General features: G+C 60.4%; 16 protein-coding genes. 6 read left to right on the top strand and 10 right to left on the bottom strand.

Going from position 1 to position 19,068, the window contains the following annotated elements; translation table 11 throughout:
* Window positions 1-145 precede the first annotated feature (145 nt).
* Window positions 146-2,236 carry an autotransporter family protein gene (locus tag ACLIIZ_RS07550; RefSeq protein WP_416691500.1) on the top strand — a complete coding sequence of 697 codons (2,091 nt, stop codon included), beginning with the start codon at window positions 146-148 and terminating at the stop codon, window positions 2,234-2,236.
* 19 nt (window positions 2,237-2,255) lie between these two features.
* Window positions 2,256-3,113: an alpha/beta fold hydrolase gene (locus ACLIIZ_RS07545; RefSeq protein ID WP_416691499.1), complete on the top strand. Its 858-nt coding sequence runs from the start codon at window positions 2,256-2,258 to the stop codon at window positions 3,111-3,113.
* Here ACLIIZ_RS07545 and apaG read toward each other — a convergent pair.
* A complete protein-coding gene (gene apaG, locus ACLIIZ_RS07540) occupies window positions 3,110-3,493 on the bottom strand; it encodes a Co2+/Mg2+ efflux protein ApaG (protein WP_416691498.1) in 384 nt (127 codons plus the stop codon). The genes ACLIIZ_RS07545 and apaG overlap by 4 nt on opposite strands.
* Window positions 3,494-3,528: 35 nt before the next feature.
* On the opposite strand from apaG, the gene rpe reads away from it, so the two are divergent.
* The 3 genes from rpe to ACLIIZ_RS07525 all read left to right on the top strand — a co-directional run bounded on the left by rpe (window position 3,529) and on the right by ACLIIZ_RS07525 (window position 7,408).
* Complete coding sequence (rpe, locus tag ACLIIZ_RS07535; RefSeq protein WP_416691497.1) at window positions 3,529-4,230, top strand: ribulose-phosphate 3-epimerase; 702 nt, start codon at window positions 3,529-3,531, stop codon at window positions 4,228-4,230.
* Between the two features lie 228 nt (window positions 4,231-4,458).
* Complete coding sequence (gene trpE, locus ACLIIZ_RS07530; protein ID WP_416691496.1) at window positions 4,459-5,934, top strand: anthranilate synthase component I; 1,476 nt, start codon at window positions 4,459-4,461, stop codon at window positions 5,932-5,934.
* A 193-nt stretch (window positions 5,935-6,127) separates the two neighbouring features.
* Complete coding sequence (locus tag ACLIIZ_RS07525; RefSeq protein WP_003060765.1) at window positions 6,128-7,408, top strand: tyrosine-type recombinase/integrase; 1,281 nt, start codon at window positions 6,128-6,130, stop codon at window positions 7,406-7,408.
* A gap of 83 nt (window positions 7,409-7,491) precedes the next feature.
* Here ACLIIZ_RS07525 and ACLIIZ_RS07520 read toward each other — a convergent pair whose 3' ends face one another.
* Complete coding sequence (locus ACLIIZ_RS07520) at window positions 7,492-8,139, bottom strand: substrate-binding domain-containing protein (protein WP_020307796.1); 648 nt, start codon at window positions 8,137-8,139, stop codon at window positions 7,492-7,494.
* A 106-nt stretch (window positions 8,140-8,245) separates the two neighbouring features.
* Between ACLIIZ_RS07520 and ACLIIZ_RS07515 the strand changes: the two genes are divergently transcribed.
* Window positions 8,246-8,539, top strand: a complete 294-nt coding sequence (locus ACLIIZ_RS07515) for a helix-turn-helix domain-containing protein (RefSeq protein ID WP_003050003.1) — start codon at window positions 8,246-8,248, stop codon at window positions 8,537-8,539.
* A gap of 18 nt (window positions 8,540-8,557) precedes the next feature.
* On the opposite strand, the gene ACLIIZ_RS07510 is transcribed toward ACLIIZ_RS07515, so the two are convergent.
* The 8 genes from ACLIIZ_RS07510 to ACLIIZ_RS07475 form a co-directional block, all read right to left on the bottom strand.
* Window positions 8,558-9,448, bottom strand: coding sequence for a LysR family transcriptional regulator (locus ACLIIZ_RS07510; RefSeq protein ID WP_003050005.1), 891 nt, complete (start codon window positions 9,446-9,448; stop codon window positions 8,558-8,560).
* A gap of 187 nt (window positions 9,449-9,635) precedes the next feature.
* On the bottom strand, window positions 9,636-11,153 hold the full coding sequence (locus ACLIIZ_RS07505) for a thymidine phosphorylase family protein (protein WP_020307800.1): 1,518 nt from the start codon (window positions 11,151-11,153) through the stop codon (window positions 9,636-9,638).
* A complete protein-coding gene (locus ACLIIZ_RS07500; RefSeq protein ID WP_020307801.1) occupies window positions 11,150-12,508 on the bottom strand; it encodes an MBL fold metallo-hydrolase RNA specificity domain-containing protein in 1,359 nt (452 codons plus the stop codon). The genes ACLIIZ_RS07505 and ACLIIZ_RS07500 overlap by 4 nt, the downstream gene beginning before the upstream one ends.
* Before the next feature lie 83 nt (window positions 12,509-12,591).
* Window positions 12,592-14,922, bottom strand: coding sequence for a phosphoketolase family protein (locus ACLIIZ_RS07495; RefSeq protein WP_020307802.1), 2,331 nt, complete (start codon window positions 14,920-14,922; stop codon window positions 12,592-12,594).
* A 38-nt stretch (window positions 14,923-14,960) separates the two neighbouring features.
* Window positions 14,961-15,857, bottom strand: a complete 897-nt coding sequence (locus ACLIIZ_RS07490) for a ribose-phosphate pyrophosphokinase (RefSeq protein WP_003050021.1) — start codon at window positions 15,855-15,857, stop codon at window positions 14,961-14,963.
* 203 nt (window positions 15,858-16,060) lie between these two features.
* Window positions 16,061-17,077, bottom strand: coding sequence for a lipid A deacylase LpxR family protein (locus ACLIIZ_RS07485; protein WP_241123573.1), 1,017 nt, complete (start codon window positions 17,075-17,077; stop codon window positions 16,061-16,063).
* Window positions 17,078-17,130: 53 nt separating this feature from the next.
* Entirely contained in the window at window positions 17,131-17,625 is a 495-nt protein-coding gene (locus tag ACLIIZ_RS07480) for a universal stress protein (protein WP_018715727.1), read from the bottom strand.
* An 87-nt stretch (window positions 17,626-17,712) separates the two neighbouring features.
* Window positions 17,713-18,948 (bottom strand): PHA/PHB synthase family protein, encoded by a 1,236-nt coding sequence (locus ACLIIZ_RS07475; RefSeq protein ID WP_465221441.1) that lies wholly within the window; start codon window positions 18,946-18,948, stop codon window positions 17,713-17,715.
* Window positions 18,949-19,068: the final 120 nt, after the last annotated feature.

Here is a 19,068-nt window from a genome sequence, read left to right as displayed (position 1 = left end):
GGTCAAGTGTTGCAAATATTTGCGAACATTGCGTTGAAATCCGTTATGCCTTTCGTCTGTCTTGTTCAAGATGTAAATAAATGCAAAAATCTTCCGAGGCTGTCGCTATTCGGCGGTGATATTTTGCATTGATCGAGGAGTCTTCATGAAGGGTTTCAAGCGTAATCTGCTTTGTGCAGCGGTGGTTTCGGCATTGGGAGGGGCAGCCCACGCCGCTAGCACCATCGACATGGTGGTTGCTATCGACGAAAGTGGCTCGATGTCCGGAGAGCATAATCAGTTCATTGGCTCGTACATCCAGAACCTTGACAATGTTTTGAATACTCAGAACGTGACAGTCAACCGTTACGGATTGGGTGGGTTCGGTGGGGGGGCATACCAGGGGGCGTCAGCCAGCGAAGCCGGGCGCGAAACCAGTAGTAGCGCTCTTTACCGGCATCTTAATCTGACTAGCGGTGTCGATGCGGTGTGGGGGTCTGCTTCCCAGTTTAATTTGGTGACGCCGGAATTGGCCACGTCGGGTGGTACCGAGGATGGTTACCGGATGATCGATTACGTGTTGCGTAACTATCAATTCCGTAACAACGCTGGGGCCTCAATCTTGATGATTACCGACGAGGATCGCGATATCGACACCAGCGGTACCCCGGTTACCACGGGCTTGCCACAAGGGCAGACGATTTACGATGCAAATGCTGCGGCAAATACTGCCGTAATGCAGCAGATGTTGGCTCAGAAACACATCGTTTTGCATAGTGTGGTCAATCAGCGCTTCACGGATAGCCAGGGTAATGCAGCAATCGCCATCGTTGGCGCAGATCCAGCGACGGGCTTTGCTTTCGTCAAGGACCCGGTTACCGGGGTGGTGACCAAGGTTCAGGGGTACGCGATTGTCCCTAATTGGGATACGACCGAGGTCGATTACACGCGGCTATCCTTGCAGACCGGCGGCACGGTAATGGATATCGACCAATTGCGCAGCGTCTATCATGACCTGACAGCATTGAGTTCGTTGTCGCAGGAACTGGCCAAGATCGTCGCTGCGATTTCGCAAGGGCAGGGTACCGTCGTCGGGATCGATTGCAACATCGCGACCGGGCCGGCGAAGGCGCTTTGCGGGGCTTTGCTGAAGTCGTCGTCGCTTTCAGCGCTGGTGCCGAACGGCAATAACGCCGCTGTGCTCAAGCAACTCAATCAGATGGCACCGCATACCTTGTTGGCCGCGCGTTCCTCCATCGTTCGCGGCGCCGCCCAGTATCGTCGCATCCTGTTCAGCCGGATTGCCGACGTTCGCCAGGGCTTGCGCGCGTCGTCCGGCGGGCTTTCGTTGGCCGGTAACAACGTCAACATCAGCGATGCGGCGCAGGCCAGCGCCGGCTTGAATGGCGGCGGGGCGAGTGCCGATTCGGCCAGCGACCTCAGTTTCTTCGTTCGCGGAACTTACGGCGAAGCCCGCCAGTCTCGCGATGATGGGGTCAATGGCTATCGTGCCGATACTTACAGCATTGCCATCGGTGCCGACAAGCAGATCAGCAAGAGCTTCCTGCTCGGTGCCTCGCTCGGTTATGTGCATACCGACTCCGATGTCAGCGGCCTTTCCGGTAGCGGTTCCGACGCCAGTACCTACATGCTTTCCGCCTATGGTTCCTACGAGTTTTCTCCTTCGTGGTATCTGGAAGGTGTTGCCGGTTACGGTCGGGTGGCGCTCGACACCAAGCGTAACGCCGCCGGGGTGGGGGTGACGGGTAATACGCACGCCAACCAGTGGAATCTCTCGGTTGGTGTGACCAAGGAAATCGCCCTGAACGAAGCGACTACCCTGAAGCCTTTCGGGCAGTTGCACTACACCAATGTCGCGATTGACGGCTATCGGGAAAAAGGTGGCGCGCCGGCCCTTCTGTACAAAGACAACACGATCGATTCCGTGGTTTCCGAGCTCGGCCTTGCCGCCGAGCGCAAGCTGAACAACGGTTGGTCGGTCAATGGTAGCCTGGCTTGGGAACATGAGTTCAGCAACGATAGCCGCTCGATCCGCACGGCATTCGTTGCCGATCCGGCCAACACCGTGTTCCGGGTGAAGGGCGTGGACGGTCAGCGTGATTATGGTCGCGTTGCGGTCGGTGTCAGCAAGGAGATCGATCGCGAGCGTTCCTTCTTCGTCAACCTCGACGGTGTCGTCGGGAATAGCGACTACCGCGATTACACGCTGGAACTGAAGTATCGGCAAAGCTTCTGATCCGGCAACCGTGTCGCCTTTGAAAGAAAAGCTGGCGGGATCGACCCCGCCAGCTTTTTTGTCTTTTCTGCTGGCATTTTCGGTCAGTTGTTTGGTGGCCGGTTGTGCCGGTTCGCAGGCCCGCTTCGAAAGCTTGCGTGACAGCGCTTCCTTGCGTCAGGAAGTCGTTTCGGCGCAAGGGTTTCGCCTCTTGCTGCTTGAGCGCTCAAGGCTGATCGAGCAAGGTGGCCACGTTCATGTTTACATCGAAGGTGATGGGCGTCCCTGGGTTGCGGGAGGCGAGGTGGTCGCCGCCGACCCGACCCCGCGCAAACCCATGGCGCTTGAACTCCTTGTTCAGGACGAGCGCGCTGCGCTATATCTGGGGCGCCCCTGTTATTTCGTCGGCGTTGGCGATGCCGTCTGCTCGCCGCAATGGTGGACCAGCCAGCGTTATTCAGAGCGCGTGGTTCAGGCCATGGCTGATGCGCTTGCCGATTGGCTGGCGCGTCGACCGGCGATCGCCAGTGTCAGTCTGGTTGGCTACTCGGGGGGCGGTGTCCTCGCCATGCTGCTCGCCGAGCGCGTTCCGCAAGTCCGGCGGGTGGTGACGCTTGCTTCGCCACTGGATCATGAGCGCTGGACGGCCTTGCACGGATATTCGCCGCTTGCCGGTTCCTTGAATGTTGCCAAGCTGCGTCACTGGCGCGCAGATGTGTTGCGGCAGGCGATATTCGGTACCAACGACACAAATGTACCCCCCGCGGCAATGCTGCATGCGCTACCGCCGGGCACGGAAGTGCTGGTCCTGCCGGGAATGGCACATGAGTGCTGCGGTGATCAAACCTGGACAAGCATCCTGGGGCGCTTGAACCAGGCAGCGGCCGCTTCGCCTTAGTGCAGCGCGCGCGGAATCGCCAGGACGAACTCGGGAATCTCGGCGTCGAAATGCGTGCCGTCCTCGGCCACCATCTGGTAGCTGCCCTTCATCGTGCCGATCGGTGTCGTCAGCGAGGAGCCGCTGGTGTATTCGAAACGCTCGCCTGGTTGCAGCAATGGTTGCTTACCGACGACGCCGAGGCCGCGCACTTCCTGCACCTGATTGTTGGCGTCGGTGATGATCCAGTGACGCGACACCAGTTGCGCCGGCACGCTGCCGACGTTGCGGATGGCGATCGTGTAGGCGAAGACGTAGCGGTTGTCGTCGGGGTCGGACTGCTCGGGAATGAACTGCGGGGTAGGGATGATTTCGATGCGGTACTTGTCGGGGGCGCTCATGGGATAATTTGGTCTCTTGTTTTCAGGGAAACATCATGTCAGCCAGGGATTTCGTCATTGCACCGAGCATTCTGTCCGCCAATTTCGCCAAACTGGGCGAGGAAGTGGCCAACGTCATCGCCTCTGGCGCCGACTGGATTCACTTCGACGTGATGGACAACCATTATGTTCCCAACCTGACCATCGGACCACTGGTCTGCGAGGCGATCCGCCCCTGTACCGACGCGCCGATCGACGTGCATCTGATGGTCAAGCCGGTCGATCGCATCGTGCCTGATTTCGCCAAGGCCGGCGCCAACATCATCACCTTCCACCCGGAAGCCTCAGAGCACATCGACCGCACGCTGTCGCTGATCCGCGATGCCGGCTGCCAGGCCGGCCTGGTTTTCAACCCGGCGACGCCGCTCGATTACATGGATTACGTCATGGACAAGCTCGACGTCGTCCTGCTGATGAGCGTCAATCCCGGCTTCGGCGGCCAGAAGTTCATTCCCGGCACGCTGGCCAAGGCGCGTGCGGCGCGAGCCAAACTCGACGCCTATGAACGCGACAGCGGTCGGCGCATCCGCCTCGAGATCGACGGCGGGGTGAACACCGCCAACATCGCCGAAATCGCCCGCGCTGGCGTCGATGCCTTCGTCGCCGGTTCGGCCATCTACGGCGCCGGCAAGGACAGCGACGCGCACCGCTACGACTCGATCATCGCCGCCCTGCGCAGCGAACTGGCCAAAGTCTGAGGCGAGACCGGGTGGACAGCGGCAAAGCGCATGCGCTAGACTGCGTTCCACCCGCTGCCTCCGGCCGGGCCTTCTCTAGACCTCACGACAAATGACTGCTTCCCGCAACTGGATCATCGAGCTTCGTTGGCGCCCCTGGCGTCCATAATCTCTCGCCCGTCTGGCGCCGAGTCTGTCGGCGCAACCAGTTGCAGCACCCCGTCATCGTTGTCGTACCCGAGGTATCCCATGACCGAAACCGAATTCAACGCGCTCGCCGCGCAAGGCTACAACCGTATTCCCGTCACGCTGGAAACGTTTGCCGATCTCGACACGCCGCTGTCGATTTATCTGAAGCTCGCCAACGGGCCGTTCACCTATCTGCTCGAATCGGTGCAGGGCGGCGAACGCTTTGGCCGCTATTCCATCATCGGCCTGGCGTCGCCGACGCGCATCGTCGTCACCGGCCACGAGGTGCTGGTGCTCACCGGCAACCGCATCGCCGAGCGCGAGCACGACGCCAACCCGCTCGATTTCATCGACAGCTACATGAAGCGCTTCCGGGCGCCCGAGGCGACCGGCCTGCCGCGTTTCCTCGGCGGACTGGTCGGCTGCTTCGGCTACGACACGATCCGCTACATCGAGACCAAGCTGACCAAGAGCCAGCGTCCGGATGAAATCGGTACGCCCGACATCCAGTTGCTGCTGTCCGAGGAAATCGCCGTCGTCGACAACCTGTCCGGCAAGCTGACGCTGATCGTCTATGCCGAACCCGGCTTTCCCGGCGCTTACCAGAAGGCGCGCGCCCGGCTCAAGGAACTGCTCGCCGGGCTGCGCCAGCCGGTGACCATTCCCGCCGAAAAGCCGGCGCATTCGGAACCGGCGGTGTCGGTGTTCGGCGAGGCGGCGTTCAAGCAGGCGGTGAAGAAGGCCAAGGACTACATCACCGACGGCGACATCATGCAGGTAGTGCTGTCGCAGCGCATGACCAAGCCCTTCCACGCCAGCCCGCTGGCGCTGTACCGGACGCTGCGCAGCCTCAACCCGTCGCCCTACATGTTCTATTTCGACTTCGAGGACTACCACGTCGTTGGCGCCTCGCCGGAAATCCTGGTGCGGCTGGAAGGCGACCGCGTCACCGTGCGCCCGATTGCCGGCACGCGCAAGCGCGGCGCCTCGCCGGAAGAGGATGCGGCGCTGGCCGAAGACCTGTTGTCGGACGCCAAGGAGCTGGCCGAGCACACCCAGTTGCTCGACCTCGGTCGCAACGACTGCGGCCGCGTCGCCAAGATCGGTAGCGTCAAGCTGACCGAACGCATGGTCATCGAGCGTTATTCGCACGTGATGCACATCGTCTCCAACGTCGAAGGCCGGTTGGAAAAAGGGCTGGATGCGGTCGACGTGCTCAAGGCAACCTTCCCCGCCGGCACCGTCTCCGGTGCGCCCAAGGTGCGGGCGATGGAAATCATCGACGAACTGGAACCGGTCAAGCGCGGCATCTACGCCGGTTCGGTCGGTTACCTCGGCTTCAACGGCGACATGGACCTGGCCATCGCCATCCGCACCGCCGTGGTCAAGGACGGCAAGCTGCACGTCCAGGCCGGCGCCGGCATTGTCGCCGACTCCGATCCGCATTCCGAATGGGAAGAAACCCGGAACAAGGCGCGCGCCGTGCTGCGCGCCGCCGAACTGGCCGAGCAGGGCCTGAACACGCGGATGGATTGAGGGAGCAGCCATGTTATTGATGATCGATAACTACGATTGAGGTCTACTGGCGTCTATCAACCTCCATGGAACAACTCTAAGTCTATGTTTTTAAAGGGTTGATCGTCCATCGAGCGATTCTGAAAGCTGGACAAATCCAGTGCTCATGTGTGTAATGGAGTGTGTAACGGGCCAAACTGGAGGCGTTATACACATGGCACTCACAGCACTCAATCTTCTCTCGGCGCGCAAAGTGGAAACGGCGCAGCCCAGGCCCAAGGTGTACCAACTCCGGGACGGAGGCAGCCTCTTTTTGCGCGTTCAGCCCAACGGCTCCAAGCTCTGGTGGTACCGCTACCGGCTGGGCGGCGCTGAACAGGTGTACTCAATCGGGGTGTACCCAAAGGTCACGCTGGAGGCAGCCCGTGCGGAACGGGACCGGGCAAAGGCGTTGGTCAAGAAGGGCCTCGACCCCATCGTGGAGAAAAAGGCGGCGATCGCCCTCCAGGCCGACACATACGAACGCACGTTCGAGACCGTTGCTCGGGAGTGGATCGTCAGCAATGCTCACTGGAGCGAGTACTACACCAACCAGGTCACCAGCTACCTTGAGAAGGATGTTTTCCCCCGGATTGGCAAGTTGCCGATCAGCAGCATCAGGGCTCCACATCTGCGCCCCATCATCAAGGATGTGGCGGCTCGTGGCGCGAAGACTGTGGCGATCCTCATCCGCCAGTGGTGTGGGCAAATCTTCAGTTATGCGGCTGCCCAAGGTCTCTGCGAATACGATCCTGCCGCCTTGCTCAAGGGACTGGTCAAGCGCCCTCAGGTCCGCCACAACCCTCCGTTGACATGGGCAGAGATCCCGGACTTTCTCAATCGTGTGGACAACGAAGGGGGTTACCAGACGACAGTCCTCGCCCTCAAGCTGATGGCTTTGACCTACGTGCGCACCGTAGAACTGCGCAAGGCCTCCTGGGAAGAGTTCGACCTGGACAACGCCATGTGGTCGATTCCGTCCGAGCGCATGAAGATGCGACGCCCCCATCTGGTTCCCCTGTCACGGCAGGCGGTGGCCGCTCTTAGGGAACTACATGCTCTAACTGGCGGCGGCAAAGTATTGTTCCCGAGCTACAGAAAGCCGGGACAAGTGATGTCGGCAACGACGCTCAATCAAGCACTCAAGCGCATGGGTTATGGCGGACGGTTTTCGTCCCATGGCTTCCGCTCGACCGCAACGACGATCCTTGGACTGTTGGGATATCCGGAGAAGCGGGTCGATCTTCAACTCGCTCATTCCAAAAAGAGCAAGGACTCATCGCGCGCGCCCTACGATCACACGAAGTTTGTGGAGTCCCGCAAGGTAATCATGCAGGACTGGGCTGACATCCTTGACTCATTGCAGGCAGGGAAACCCGTTGAAGGGGTCACGAAGGCGTTTGGCCCCATGTCGAAGCGTAGAACGGCGCTGCTCCGTGTCATAGAGCGCGAGTGATGTCTGCTGCTTGGCGAGTGGAATGCCTAATGCACGTGTAGCACCTTGAACTGAAGACGCAGAACGAGGACATTGGCACTCGACTAGGTTGGAGCATTCTTGGCGACCTGCAGTGCTCTGCGCTCGAACCGCTCTGAAACAACGTCGGCTTGTCCGCAGGGCCGCTGCAGGTGGGTCACGATCTCGTAGGGTCCGTCAGACAGCGGCCGTGTGTGAATGCCCCATCCCTGCGCATGCTCAATGCGCGATTGCGCGGATACCCCGACGCCGTAGCCGGCAGCGACCCATAGCGCGATCATCTCGAAGGAAGAGACACGCTGAATGTTCTGTTGACTCACCGCGGGAAGAGAAGGCAGCCGCTGATCCAGCAAAGGGCAATTCTCTGCAGGCCAGCGAAAGACGGAGTAGTCCAACAGTTCGGCGATCGTGAGCTTCGCCTGGTCAAGTAAGGGAAAGCGCAACGGCATGGCGACGGCCATGTTCTCGGTCCATAGAGGTTGGCTTTTCAGCGACGGATCGCTCGATCCTTCAAGCGTCATGCCCGCGTCGTAGCGGCCTTCCCGAAGTCCCGCAATCAAATCATCGGCTGTGACCTCATGAAACGAAATGGTGACTTCCGGCTCTTCCGCACGCTGCAACGCAAGCAATGCCGAAAGATGCGATGACGGTACGCCAGGCGCTATGGCAAGCCTGAAATTGGAAAAGGAAAACTGGCTGGTGGCGTCGTGCATGAGAGCCCCCACAAAGCGATCGGATCAAAAAGGCGAGCCACCATGATAGCCAAAAGAGATATCTTTAACGTGGTTAAATTCGGTCGATTGATCGACGCTTCTGGTGATGCAGAAGCGCAGCGTTCAACCGGGCCGCCCCCCTGGCACAACCACCTATGAAGCCGAGCCGGCACTGGCCTTCGGCCAAGCGGTGCGTGCTGCCCGCTTGGCGCAGGGAGTCGCTCAGGATGAATTCGCGTCCATGGCTGGTATAGCTCGCTCGCATATGGGCAAGATCGAGCGTGGGGAGCACATGCCCACGCTCGCATTGATACTGAAAATCTCCGCTGCCCTCAGCATAAGTGCGGCAGAGCTGATGAGTGCAACGGAACGCAATCTTCGTGCCGATGCCCAATCTTAAGTGGTGCGGTCCGTTGCGTCAGTCGCTCGAAGGGTCCCGGAGGCGGTCGATAAATCGCACCAGCGAAGCCGATGAGTTGCTGCTTTCGAGTCGAAGCAGGTAGGTGGTGATCACGGCTGTATCCAGCGCCAATGGACGGATCACCACGTCCGGTCGCTGGCTGACCGGAATCTTGGTCGCCGTCATGAAGCCCACGCCGTAGCCGGCACCGACCAAGGTGAGCATCATGTCCAGCGAGGAAACCTCCTCAACGACATTCAGTTTGTGTTCCTGGGTCTGCAGGAGGCGCGCCAACTCGCGGCAGTAGCCTTCGCACACCTGGGGATCGCACAGGACAAGAGGATGCCCCCGGAGTTCATGGAGTGGAACCTCCTTGTGGACGAGCAGTGCGTGCCGGGCTGGCAAGGCGACCACCAGCGGGTCCTGCCAGATAGGTTCGGCGACGATGCCATCACCGACGTCGGCGGTATGAGCGAATCCGATGCAGAAGTCGCCCGAGCGCAGGCCGCGCAACTGCTCGGCCAAAGGCACTTCGGACATCCGTATCTCGATCTCGGGTTCTTCGGCACGGCAACGGGCTAGAAACGCCGACAGCCGGGGATCGAGCGCGCCGTCGGATACGGCGATGCGCAGGCTGCCTCGCAAGCCCGCCGCGACAGCCTTGACGTTCTCGCGGGCCTGCTCCAGGACGGTGAATAGCCGGCGAGTGTCCTGCAGGAACACGGCACCCGCAGCGGTCAGTCGGGTGCCCCGGCGGTCCCGGTCGAAGAGCACAGCGCCTAACTCGTCCTCAAGCTCCTTGATGGCGCGGGACAGAGGAGGTTGCTCAATGTGAAGACGCTCAGCCGCCCGTGTGAAATGAAGTTCTTCGGCCAAAACGATAAAGCAACGCAGGTGCCGCAGTTCCATGAGCAATGTTCCTATTCAGGCGCTGACGACCTCCTTCTGTTTGCTCCACGCGATGCAGGTTGAAAACTTCTTTTAAGCGATGTTTTTTCATATGTTCTTGAGCATGAGATGTAGGCGTTCAACTTTTCCAAACGAGAGGCCGGGCTGTGTTTGACCGAGCATTCAAGAGCCCTGTTTATCCACGGCGCTAAGGTTCAATCTTTACAATGTCCCCAATGCCTTGTACGTATGCGAGTGCATAGGCCATCTCTCCAGAGGTTTGCGCATGCAAAAACATCAATGGTTGTCCGCGTGTTATCTCGTCACCTAAGCGCACCTGCAATTGAATCCCTGCGGCTGGACTCTCAGGCGCACCGGCCAATTTGGCTAAACGAGAAAGCTTACGGTTGTCGATGTGTACTGCTCGGCCTGAAGTGGTTGCCAAAAGCGGTTCGACATAGAGAGCTTGGGGCGGCTCACGAAATCCCCCCTGAGCCGCGCAGATTCTCTGAAATTTTTCCCACGCGCGGCCACTGCTGATCGTCTCATGAGCCAACCGAAGTCCCTCCCCTTCTTTGGCGACGCCGCCAAGCTCAAGCACCGCGCCCGCCACCAACGCCACGCGGTCACATAGGTCTTGCGGCGCATCCGCCTCGTTGCGCAATACGGCCAACACGTCGCGCGCCTCCAACGCCGGGCCGATACCTCTGCCGACAGGCTGATTCCCGTCTGTAAACAGGCAACGCAATACAAGGCCAAATGACGCGGCGACTTCCGAAAGGTGATGCGCAAGATGCTCGGCAGTTTCCCGGCTGCGGACTTTTGCGGTTGGCCCAACCGGAATATCGATCACGATGTGGGTCGCCCCTGCTGCAATCTTCTTGGATAACACCGAGGCAATCAGTTGTCCTTGCGTGTCGATATCCAGTTCACGCTCAATACGCACGAAGATGTCGTCCGCGGGGCTGAGGTGCATCGCGCCGCCCCACGCCACGCATCCACCCTCTTTCTCCACGACCTTTCTGAGCGTATCCAGGTCCAGGTCTACAGGAGCCAGCGTTTCCATGGTGTCCGCGGTGCCAGCGGGAGAGGTGATGGCGCGTGATGAGGTCTTGGGCATCACCAATCCATTGGCTGCGGCGATGGCAACCACCAACGGCGTGGTGCGATTTCCCGGTAATCCGCCCACGCAATGCTTGTCCACAACAATCGGAGCCTGCCATTGCAGGTGATCCCCGACATCGACCATCGCACGGGTGAGATGGATGGTCTCTTGCATATCCAGAGGCAGTACCGCCGTTGCGGTCAGGAAGGCCGAAAGTGCGACATCGGTATAGCGACCATCGACCACATCACGGACGATCGCCTGCAACTCCGTCGTTTGCAGTCGGTGGCCGTGAATTCGCGCACGCACGGCCGACAACGATTCGAGCAGCGGAGGATGCCGAACCTGCACAAGATCGCCCTCATGAATGTCCAGGGCATCCCAGGCGGCCTCGGACAGAGCGATCTGTCCGGTTTTGAGCAGATCGCTGTCGATTTGGTACAGTAGCGCTTGCACAGTGCGGTCGCCGGCAATGATCAGTACCTGTGACCGCGGTGCCAGCCCTTCGGCACGGCAGACATGGCAATCGGTACGCATCAAGACGACGGGTTGATGCTGGGCATGCAGTCGCATGCGCAATGCTTGCAAGGCGGGTGTCTGGGGCGTGATGCGGGCACTCACAGGGCGAACTCCTGGTTTTGCATGGGCACCGATGCGTGCCAATTGAGTTCGCGCTGGATACGTTCGCGCAGCGCCTCAGAGGCATCAGATTCACCGTGAACAATGAACACTCTTTCCGGCGCCTTGGTAAAGCCGCGCAGCCATCGCATCAGCTCATCGCTGTCGGCATGAGCCGACAACATCGCAAGCTCGGCGACCTCTGCCTTGATCGGCATCCAGCGTCCATGGATCTTGACTTCGCGAGCGCCCTCAAGCAGCTTGCGCCCGCGCGTACCTGCTGCTTGGAATCCAGAGAACAGCAGCGTGTTCTGATGGCTACCGCCAAACGCTTCTATGTGATGCAGCACGCGGCCGCCGGTGGCCATGCCGCTGGCGGAAATAATCACCTTGGGGTATCGATTCGCCGATAGCGCCTTGGACTCTTCAACGTCGCGCACGTATGTGACTTCTGAGAATGCCGTCTCGAAATCGTGTTGAGCGAGCTTGTGGTCGTCGGCATGGCGGTGCAGCAGCGCAGTTGCGCTGGTGGCCATGGGACTGTCCAGATAGACGGGCACGTTGCGGAGCCGACCGCGCTGTCGCAACAGCCATAGGTCATAGATCAACGACTGCGCGCGTCCTACGGCAAAAGCGGGAATCACTACGGTGCCTCCGCGGCGAGTCGTACGCTCGATGATGTCGCCTAGCGCTTCGACGGCATCGGAACGGTCATGATGACGATTGCCATAGGTGGACTCGATGATGATGTAGTCCGCTTCCGTGACGGGTTCAGGATCAGGCATGACCGCATCGTCATAGCGGCCCAGGTCGCCGGAGAACACCAAACGCTTGCCGCCGATGTCGATCTGCGCCGTCGCCGCTCCAAGAATGTGGCCGGCCCTGCGTAGAACCAGGCGTGCACCGCCCGGCAATACCGTCTCCTGATGCAGTGGCACGGGCTTGAACTGCAAGAGCGTGCGTTCGGCATCTCGGACCCGATACAGGGCAAGGGCTGGCTTGTGCTTGGAAAATCCCTTCCGGTTGGCGAACTCGGCATCCTTCTCCTGCAACCAAGCACTGTCGAGCAGGATGAGTTCGGCGACGTCCCGTGTGGCTGGCGTCGAGAAAATCTTCCCGCGGAACCCGTTCAGCACCAATCGGGGGAGATATCCACAATGATCCAGGTGCGCGTGCGTCAGTACAACCGCATCGATGTCCTTGGACTCAACGACAAGATGCTGCCAGTTCAGCTCGCGCAGGTTCTTCAGTCCTTGGAAAAGTCCGCAGTCGATCAGGATGCGGGTACTGCCATATGTGATCAGGTGTTTGGAGCCGGTGACGGTACCGGCACCGCCCAGGCTGGTCAGTGAGAGCATGAAGTTGTCTCCTCGCTTGTTGGTGGGTTGTGAAATCAGGAGCTGGCGCGGTCACTGCGGACCGTGTCAGAACCACTTGAAATTCACGCGTCGGTCGCGGCAGCAGCAGCCTGCGAACTGTTCCAGCCGGTCACTTGCGCAGCGGCATAGATGGCATCCACCCAGGTGCATCGATTGGCGATCAGCATTCCAGCCACATCGAGGGTGCCGCCGTGGTTGATGTAGCCCAAAGCCCGCGTCTTCGAAGGGCCGCTGTCAATGCGGCGAAGCACGCCCAGCATCGGCTCAGGGCGGGTATGGCTTATCAACACGCGCGGCAGGTGAGGCGGGAAGAGCGCTTGCAGGGATTCGTCACCGAGCACGAAGGCGGCCTCAAGTTCGTCTCGCGGAATGCGTAGACGGCCGGGCTCGACCACCACGGTGATGCACGACGCAAGCCCATGGTGCTCCAGGCGGGCATGGGCTTTGAGCGCTTCCTCCAACTGGTAGGCGCCAATCGCTACGAATTGCAGTTGTGCGGTGGACGGATCGCCGGCTACATGGGCTGCTCCATGCTCGATCAGCGATTGAGCCGCGGCGGCACTGAAGTGATTCGGCGTGTCGCGCTTGGAGACCACCACACAAGCCACTTGGCCGCGGCTGGCGTAGACCGCTCGCAACGCGGCGCACGCCGTGTTTTCATCCACCGGGAACAACACGCGTGCGGTGTCCGACATCTCCCCCAGCAATGCTTCGCCAATGGTCGGGTCCTGGTGTGACTGCTCGTTCTTGCTGTTCTCCCAGGTGTGGGATGTGACGATCAGCGGGACGGAGATCCAGCCTGGCGGCTGGCCCAGCTCCTTCTGCCGACGCGCGAAGATGATCTCCTGGCGCATCAATCCAAGCATCTTGACCGCGAATGCCTCGTAGCTGACGATCAGGTTCAGCCCCCCTTTGTTGGCGAGGGCGGCGGCCGCAACGGCTTCTTCATTGAGTGCGGTGACCACCGAGCCATCCGTCGATTCCGGGACGCCGGGTTCGGGCACGTTGACGCGGTGCTTGAGCAGCGCCAGAGTGGCCCCCATCTTGTTGCTGGCCAGTTCGTCGGGATTGCCGATCCGGATGCGCAACTGTGGATTTGCCTGCACCAGCTCCACGAACCAACGGTCCAGTGCGGACATGGCGCTGCCCGATACCTCCGTTGGCGCCCAGGCCGGCATCGGCAGATGAGGGCTCGCTGGATGGCGTAGGGCCATGGGGTGCTCGCTTTCGCGCGAGCGCTGGCTCTGGCCGTGATTCGCAAGGACGGTGAGCGCGTTTTCCAGTTCGCTCTCGGGCACGAACAGCGCCGCAGCCCCTGCGTTGAAGGCCTCGCGTGCCTGCGCATCCTCGCGCGGATTGCCGTTCAGCGGCAGGTTGTGGGCGGCATTGGTCGCCGCGCCCGGGAAGCCAAAACCTTTCTCCGTCTCGGCGATCACGTAGGGCAGCTTGACCGGATAGCGCCGATCCGAGCGTGCGGCGAAGGCGCTCAGCGTGTCTTCGGCTTCAACAATGGCCCATGCGATCGCCATCGGATCACGTCCATCAACGATGACGGGATCGAAGCCGTTGTGGCGCAGATCTTCGGCCAGCCAGGTAGCGCCACCTTCCTGCACGATCTGGGTGCGCTGCTCGATGCGCCGTCCGTTGAGAATCATGACCGGGATGGCGAAGCCGCAGTCCTCGGCGCGCCACCAGCGCGGCGCCCAGTCCGAGCCACGGTGTTCCTCGAAAGCGCCATCACTGAGGAATGCCACCAGGCTTTCTCCCGGCAACGGCGTGTGCACATACTGCAGCCCGGCGAACCCCAGATAGCCGCCTTCGGAGATCGCGCCGGCCGTGTTCGGCCCGGCATGGCTACCCAGCGGTACCGCGGGCCGACCCTGCTTATCGATGGCATAGGAGTAGAAGTCCGCGATCAAACGCGACAGGCCCGCCTCGCTGCGGTCGTAGCGTCCACGCTGGGCGGCGGATACATCGCCGGTCAGTGCGTTCACCGCCTCGATCGCGGCCACGCAGTGCCCCTGCCCCATGAGCCAGCCGCGTGTCGTCCCGGTCAGCGCGTTGGCCAACAGATAACCCACGAAGGCTGGCACCATGTTGAGCGAGCCGCCGGTGTGGCCTTCGGGCGTTTGTTTGAAATCATCGGAGCCCAGTGGGCAGCCGCTTCGGTCGATGCGCCGGGCATAGGTCATATGCGCCACTACGCTCATGGCCGTGCAGGCCACCCGGTCGGCTGCAGCCAGCAGCGCATGGGCCGAGGCTTCGTCTGCTATACGCCTTTGCGCGACCAGACGTTGCACTAGGGCCTGCATACGTTCGATGGTTTCAGACCTGTGCGCGATGGGCCCGTAACCAGCACGCCAATCGGTTGCGAGGTTAGCTTGAGAGGACATTTCAGGTCTCCTTGAAAATAGTTGGATCGATAAAAAGATCAGCCTCGCGGATCGGTTTTCCCGCTAGAGAGAGCGTCGGCAATCAGCGAAGCGAGACCAATCCGGTTGCTCGGATGCGGTACTGCGTCGGTGGACGTAATTCGGGCAAACAACGGTGTCAATTGGGCCCAGGCATCCTCGGCGAACAGGGCATGCACCACTACGCACTCCGGCTTGCGCATTCCTTGCTCGGCGAGCTTGCGCGCCGCGACGGCGAGCGTGCGGCCTGATGATGCGATGTCGTCCACAAGCACCGGCGTTCTGCCGCGCCAGATCGACAGGTCGGGAACATCGATGTCCACGCTGCGATCGCCATGGCGTGTCTTGCGAAGCACAGCGTGCGGTACGCCGATGCGGGACGCGATGGCGCCGGCCCACTGCTCGCTTTCCTCGTCGGGGCCCACGATCAAAGGTTCTTCGACATGATTCGCGATCCAGTCGGCCAGCAGTGGTGCGGCATGCAAGGTGATGGTGGGGATCGTGTAGACCGCTGATAGTGTCGGATAGCGGTGCAGATGCGGATCCACCGTGAGCAGCTTGTCGAAGGTCGATGAGACCAGACGTGCGAAGGACCGCGACGTCACGCTTTCTCCGTCATGGAATCGCTTGTCCTGGCGCATGTAGGCCAGATACGGTGCGATCAGGTTCACCTCTTGCGCGCCAAGTTCGCGCGCCGCGTCAGCGGCAAAAGCCAGAAGCAGGAACTGCGGATCAGGATGGGCCAGCGTGCAAATCACATCCACGATCCGATCGGCAGGTTCGCCATGCAACCGGACATAGCTCTCGCCATCGGGGAATCGGCGCGTTTCGATGCGGCCGGCTTCGCTGCCGCATGCCTGCGCGATGCCGCGGGCCAGATCTTCATTGCCGGGTAGGGCCAGGGTGAGTCGTTGCATCCATTTATCTCCTTATTTGTTGTCCTTGGTCTCTTATCGAGCGCGGGTGCCTTATCGTTCAGCTCGCTGTGTTCACCTTGCCAACTGGCTAATGACGACGGCATTGGCAGTACTGCGTCGACGTGGTAGCTCCACAAGCAACCAGGCTCTTGTCATGAACAGCAACAGAGTGGCTTGCATGGCGTTCAAGGAATCGATCTGCATCAGAATCGCCGTCCTACGGTGATCGTTCCGTAGACCGGGATTTCCTTTTGTCCACGAAATTCGCGGGTGCGGTGGTAGCGGGCTATCGCGATGCGCCAGTTGCCCTGAGTCATCGCGATGCCATAGCCCACATCGGCCACGAATGGCCGTTTATCAACACTATGACTGGACTTGAACGTATTGCCGTCCAACGTGATGTCGTGCAAAACCCAGCGACCGTCGAGTGCCACGAACAGGTGCCCGTTCCAGTTGCTGCCAGCGGTCTTACGCACGGGCGAGGTGTTTTCTCCAGCCGGGCGCAGCGGTGCGGTGCCTAAGTCGTCCGGCAGGCGTAGGCCATAGCGCAGTTCTCCGCCGACATTCGCGTAGGTGGCGAAATTGCCCAAGCTGCCGCCCCAGTGGCGGGTCAGATCCCAACCCCAACCGCTGACGTTTTCTTGCCTGATGACTCGTGTTCGGCGTTCGTGGAGCAACTGCAGCACGGGTTCGTCGCGCAGTTGATGTCTCCAGCCATTGAATCTGTCCACTCCGACGGTGTCATGCCACCAGTTCTGGACTTGCCTGGCCTGGGAGGAGGGCCCCACCACCCCCACGCGGAGTTGCGAAGTGCGCAGCGTATCGCCCCGCCTCGCGTTATAGCCAAGGCTCAACATCAAGGCGCCCGCGAAAGGACGATCATCCTTGATGAGATCGCTGCGCGTTTTGTCGTTCGGGGTGTACATCATCTGCCCGAAGCCGATGGTCATGTTCTGTTCGTCGAAGCCTTGGGGTTGGAGCATCGTGAGAAAGCGATTCAGCCCACGGACGAGACGCGGTAGACAAGGGTCATCGCTATAGTCCACGAGGTTGGGGGAAACCCAACTGGCGAGAAACCCGTTGGAGTACCCTTGGTCTTGTCCAATGCCGCCGAACATGTCGTTGTCGATCCGCAGATTGAGCGTTCCCGTTGAGCGCAGCGGGTTGTCCTGGTGGCAGGACTGGGCCTGTGCGGAGGCGCTCAGCAATAGCAGCAGCAAGGGGGCTGCGACTTTCAGCCTCCATTCAGTTTGGTCGGTGGACTGAACCTTCGTCACGCTGGCGTGCCACCCTGCCCAGGGGTTGCAGTCGCAATGACCGATTGGGGCTGGCGCACCAGCATCACCGGAACTGGTGCGATGCGAGCGAGCTGCTCTGCATCGCTTCCCATCAGCAGCCTGTCCACGCCCCGGCGTCCGTGAGTACCCAACACCACCAACTCGCATTGAGTGGTCAGTGCCTGCTGAGCGATGAGCACCGAGACGCGCTCGCCCTTGCTTTCCAGAAGGACGGTCTCAACCGCCAGGCCTTCCTGCCTCAGCCGCAGCGCCGCCTCGTCCAGCAGCTTCTGCCCGGCCGCCAGGAAGCCCGGCCTCACTTCTTCAATATAGATCCTCGGCCTCTCGAAGCCGTTGCTGTGCTTCATCTCCTCGATGACGTGCAGCAAGACGATGGTTGCGCCATTCAGGCGTGCCAGCACCGCAGCGTGGTGGAGCGCCAAATCGGCAGTAGGACTTCCGTCGAGCGGAACCAGGATTCTTGAGTACATGAATGTCTCCAGTTATCAGAGTAGAACGGGATGACGAACAGATATTGCGTATACCGTGTCGCAATAGCGGACGCGGGATACGCTTATTCAGTTGCGTACATATTCCCCTGGGGCGTCGCAAACAGTGGGGTATCCACTGGATTCAGCACCTATGAGCGGAGGCGCAACAACATCACCGGAACGCTCTCGCAGCCACGCCGACCATGCGGGCCACCAGGAATCCGGATGCGTCTGCATCGTCGCTTGCCACTCATCCGGCGCCATGTATCCATCACCGGCCGCGCGGGTATGGATTTGATATTGGCGGTTACCTCGGCCGGGCTCGCTCACGATGCCGCCGTTGTGTCCTCCAGTGGTCAGCACGAAAGTCAGCTCGGCCGAAGACAGGAGATGCAGCTTGTAAACCGAGCGCCAAGGCGCAATATGATCCGAGGCAGTGCCGACGCAAAACACCGGTACAGCGATGTCTCCCACTGAAACGGGGCGACCCGTGACGGGATAACGCCCCGCGCTGAGATCGTTATTCAGGTAAAGGCGTCGGAGATACTGCGAATGCATCTTCGCGGGGAGGCGAGTCCCATCGGCATTCCAAGCCATCAGGTCGGTCATTGCCCGGCGATCGCCCAATAGGTATTCGTCAATCATGCGAGACCATATGAGATCGTAGGAACGCAGTAGCTGAAAAGCTCCGCTCATCTGGTCGGAGGTCAAATAACCGGTTTGAGCCATGCTGGCTTCCAACAGCGCCACTTGACTCTCGTTGATGAAAAGACTCAGCTCGCCCGGTTCGCTGAAGTCCGTCTGTGCGGCAAGCAGGCTTACCGACACCAGCCGCGTATCGCCATCACGCGCCATGGCTGAAGCACCAATGGCCAGTAGCGTTCCGCCCAGGCAATAACCAGCCGCGTGGACTCCATGCCCGGGGACGACGGAAGTCACAGCGTCCAGCGCTGCATGCAGGCCGAACTCCAGGTACTCATCCATGCCCAAATCTCGATCCTCAGCATCCGGATTTCTCCAGGAGATGCAAAAAACCGTATGCCCTTGCGCAACCAGATACCGTATCAGCGAGTTATGCGGTGACAGATCCAGTACGTAGTACTTCATGATCCAGGCAGGAATGATCAGGATCGGTTCGGGATGGACTTTCTCGGTAGTGGGCGTGTACTGAATCAGTTCGATCAGTCGATTTCTCAGAACGACTTTTCCTTCCGTGACCGCTACGTCGCGCCCAACGACGAAGTTCTCCGTTCCCGCGGGAGGCTGGCCGGATAGTTGCCGACGCAAGTCGTCGAGAAAGTTGGACGTCCCCCGCGCTAGCAGCCTGTCGGACTAACTCTTTCCTGATGGGATAATGGCAGCGAGCCAACCGAACCGAGCCAGAGAGATGAGCCGTTTCCATCCTGTTGACCGCCAGACCGGCTACCTTTTACCGCCCTCGCT

This window comes from Azonexus caeni, from assembly GCF_048146105.1.
GTDB classification, from domain to species: domain Bacteria; phylum Pseudomonadota; class Gammaproteobacteria; order Burkholderiales; family Rhodocyclaceae; genus Azonexus; species Azonexus aromaticus_B.
This window is presented reverse-complemented; position numbering and strand designations above follow the sequence as displayed.

Coding starts and splice junctions, on each gene's coding strand:
- ACLIIZ_RS07550 (WP_416691500.1), top strand. CDS start 146: ATGAAGGGTTTCAAGCGTAATCTGCTTTGTGCAGCGGTGGTTTCGGCA.
- apaG (WP_416691498.1), bottom strand. CDS start 3,493: ATGAGCGCCCCCGACAAGTACCGCATCGAAATCATCCCTACCCCGCAG.
- rpe (WP_416691497.1), top strand. CDS start 3,529: ATGTCAGCCAGGGATTTCGTCATTGCACCGAGCATTCTGTCCGCCAAT.
- trpE (WP_416691496.1), top strand. CDS start 4,459: ATGACCGAAACCGAATTCAACGCGCTCGCCGCGCAAGGCTACAACCGT.
- ACLIIZ_RS07525 (WP_003060765.1), top strand. CDS start 6,128: ATGGCACTCACAGCACTCAATCTTCTCTCGGCGCGCAAAGTGGAAACG.
- ACLIIZ_RS07520 (WP_020307796.1), bottom strand. CDS start 8,139: ATGCACGACGCCACCAGCCAGTTTTCCTTTTCCAATTTCAGGCTTGCC.
- ACLIIZ_RS07515 (WP_003050003.1), top strand. CDS start 8,246: ATGCAGAAGCGCAGCGTTCAACCGGGCCGCCCCCCTGGCACAACCACC.
- ACLIIZ_RS07510 (WP_003050005.1), bottom strand. CDS start 9,448: ATGGAACTGCGGCACCTGCGTTGCTTTATCGTTTTGGCCGAAGAACTT.
- ACLIIZ_RS07500 (WP_020307801.1), bottom strand. CDS start 12,508: ATGCTCTCACTGACCAGCCTGGGCGGTGCCGGTACCGTCACCGGCTCC.
- ACLIIZ_RS07495 (WP_020307802.1), bottom strand. CDS start 14,922: ATGTCCTCTCAAGCTAACCTCGCAACCGATTGGCGTGCTGGTTACGGG.
- ACLIIZ_RS07490 (WP_003050021.1), bottom strand. CDS start 15,857: ATGCAACGACTCACCCTGGCCCTACCCGGCAATGAAGATCTGGCCCGC.
- ACLIIZ_RS07480 (WP_018715727.1), bottom strand. CDS start 17,625: ATGTACTCAAGAATCCTGGTTCCGCTCGACGGAAGTCCTACTGCCGAT.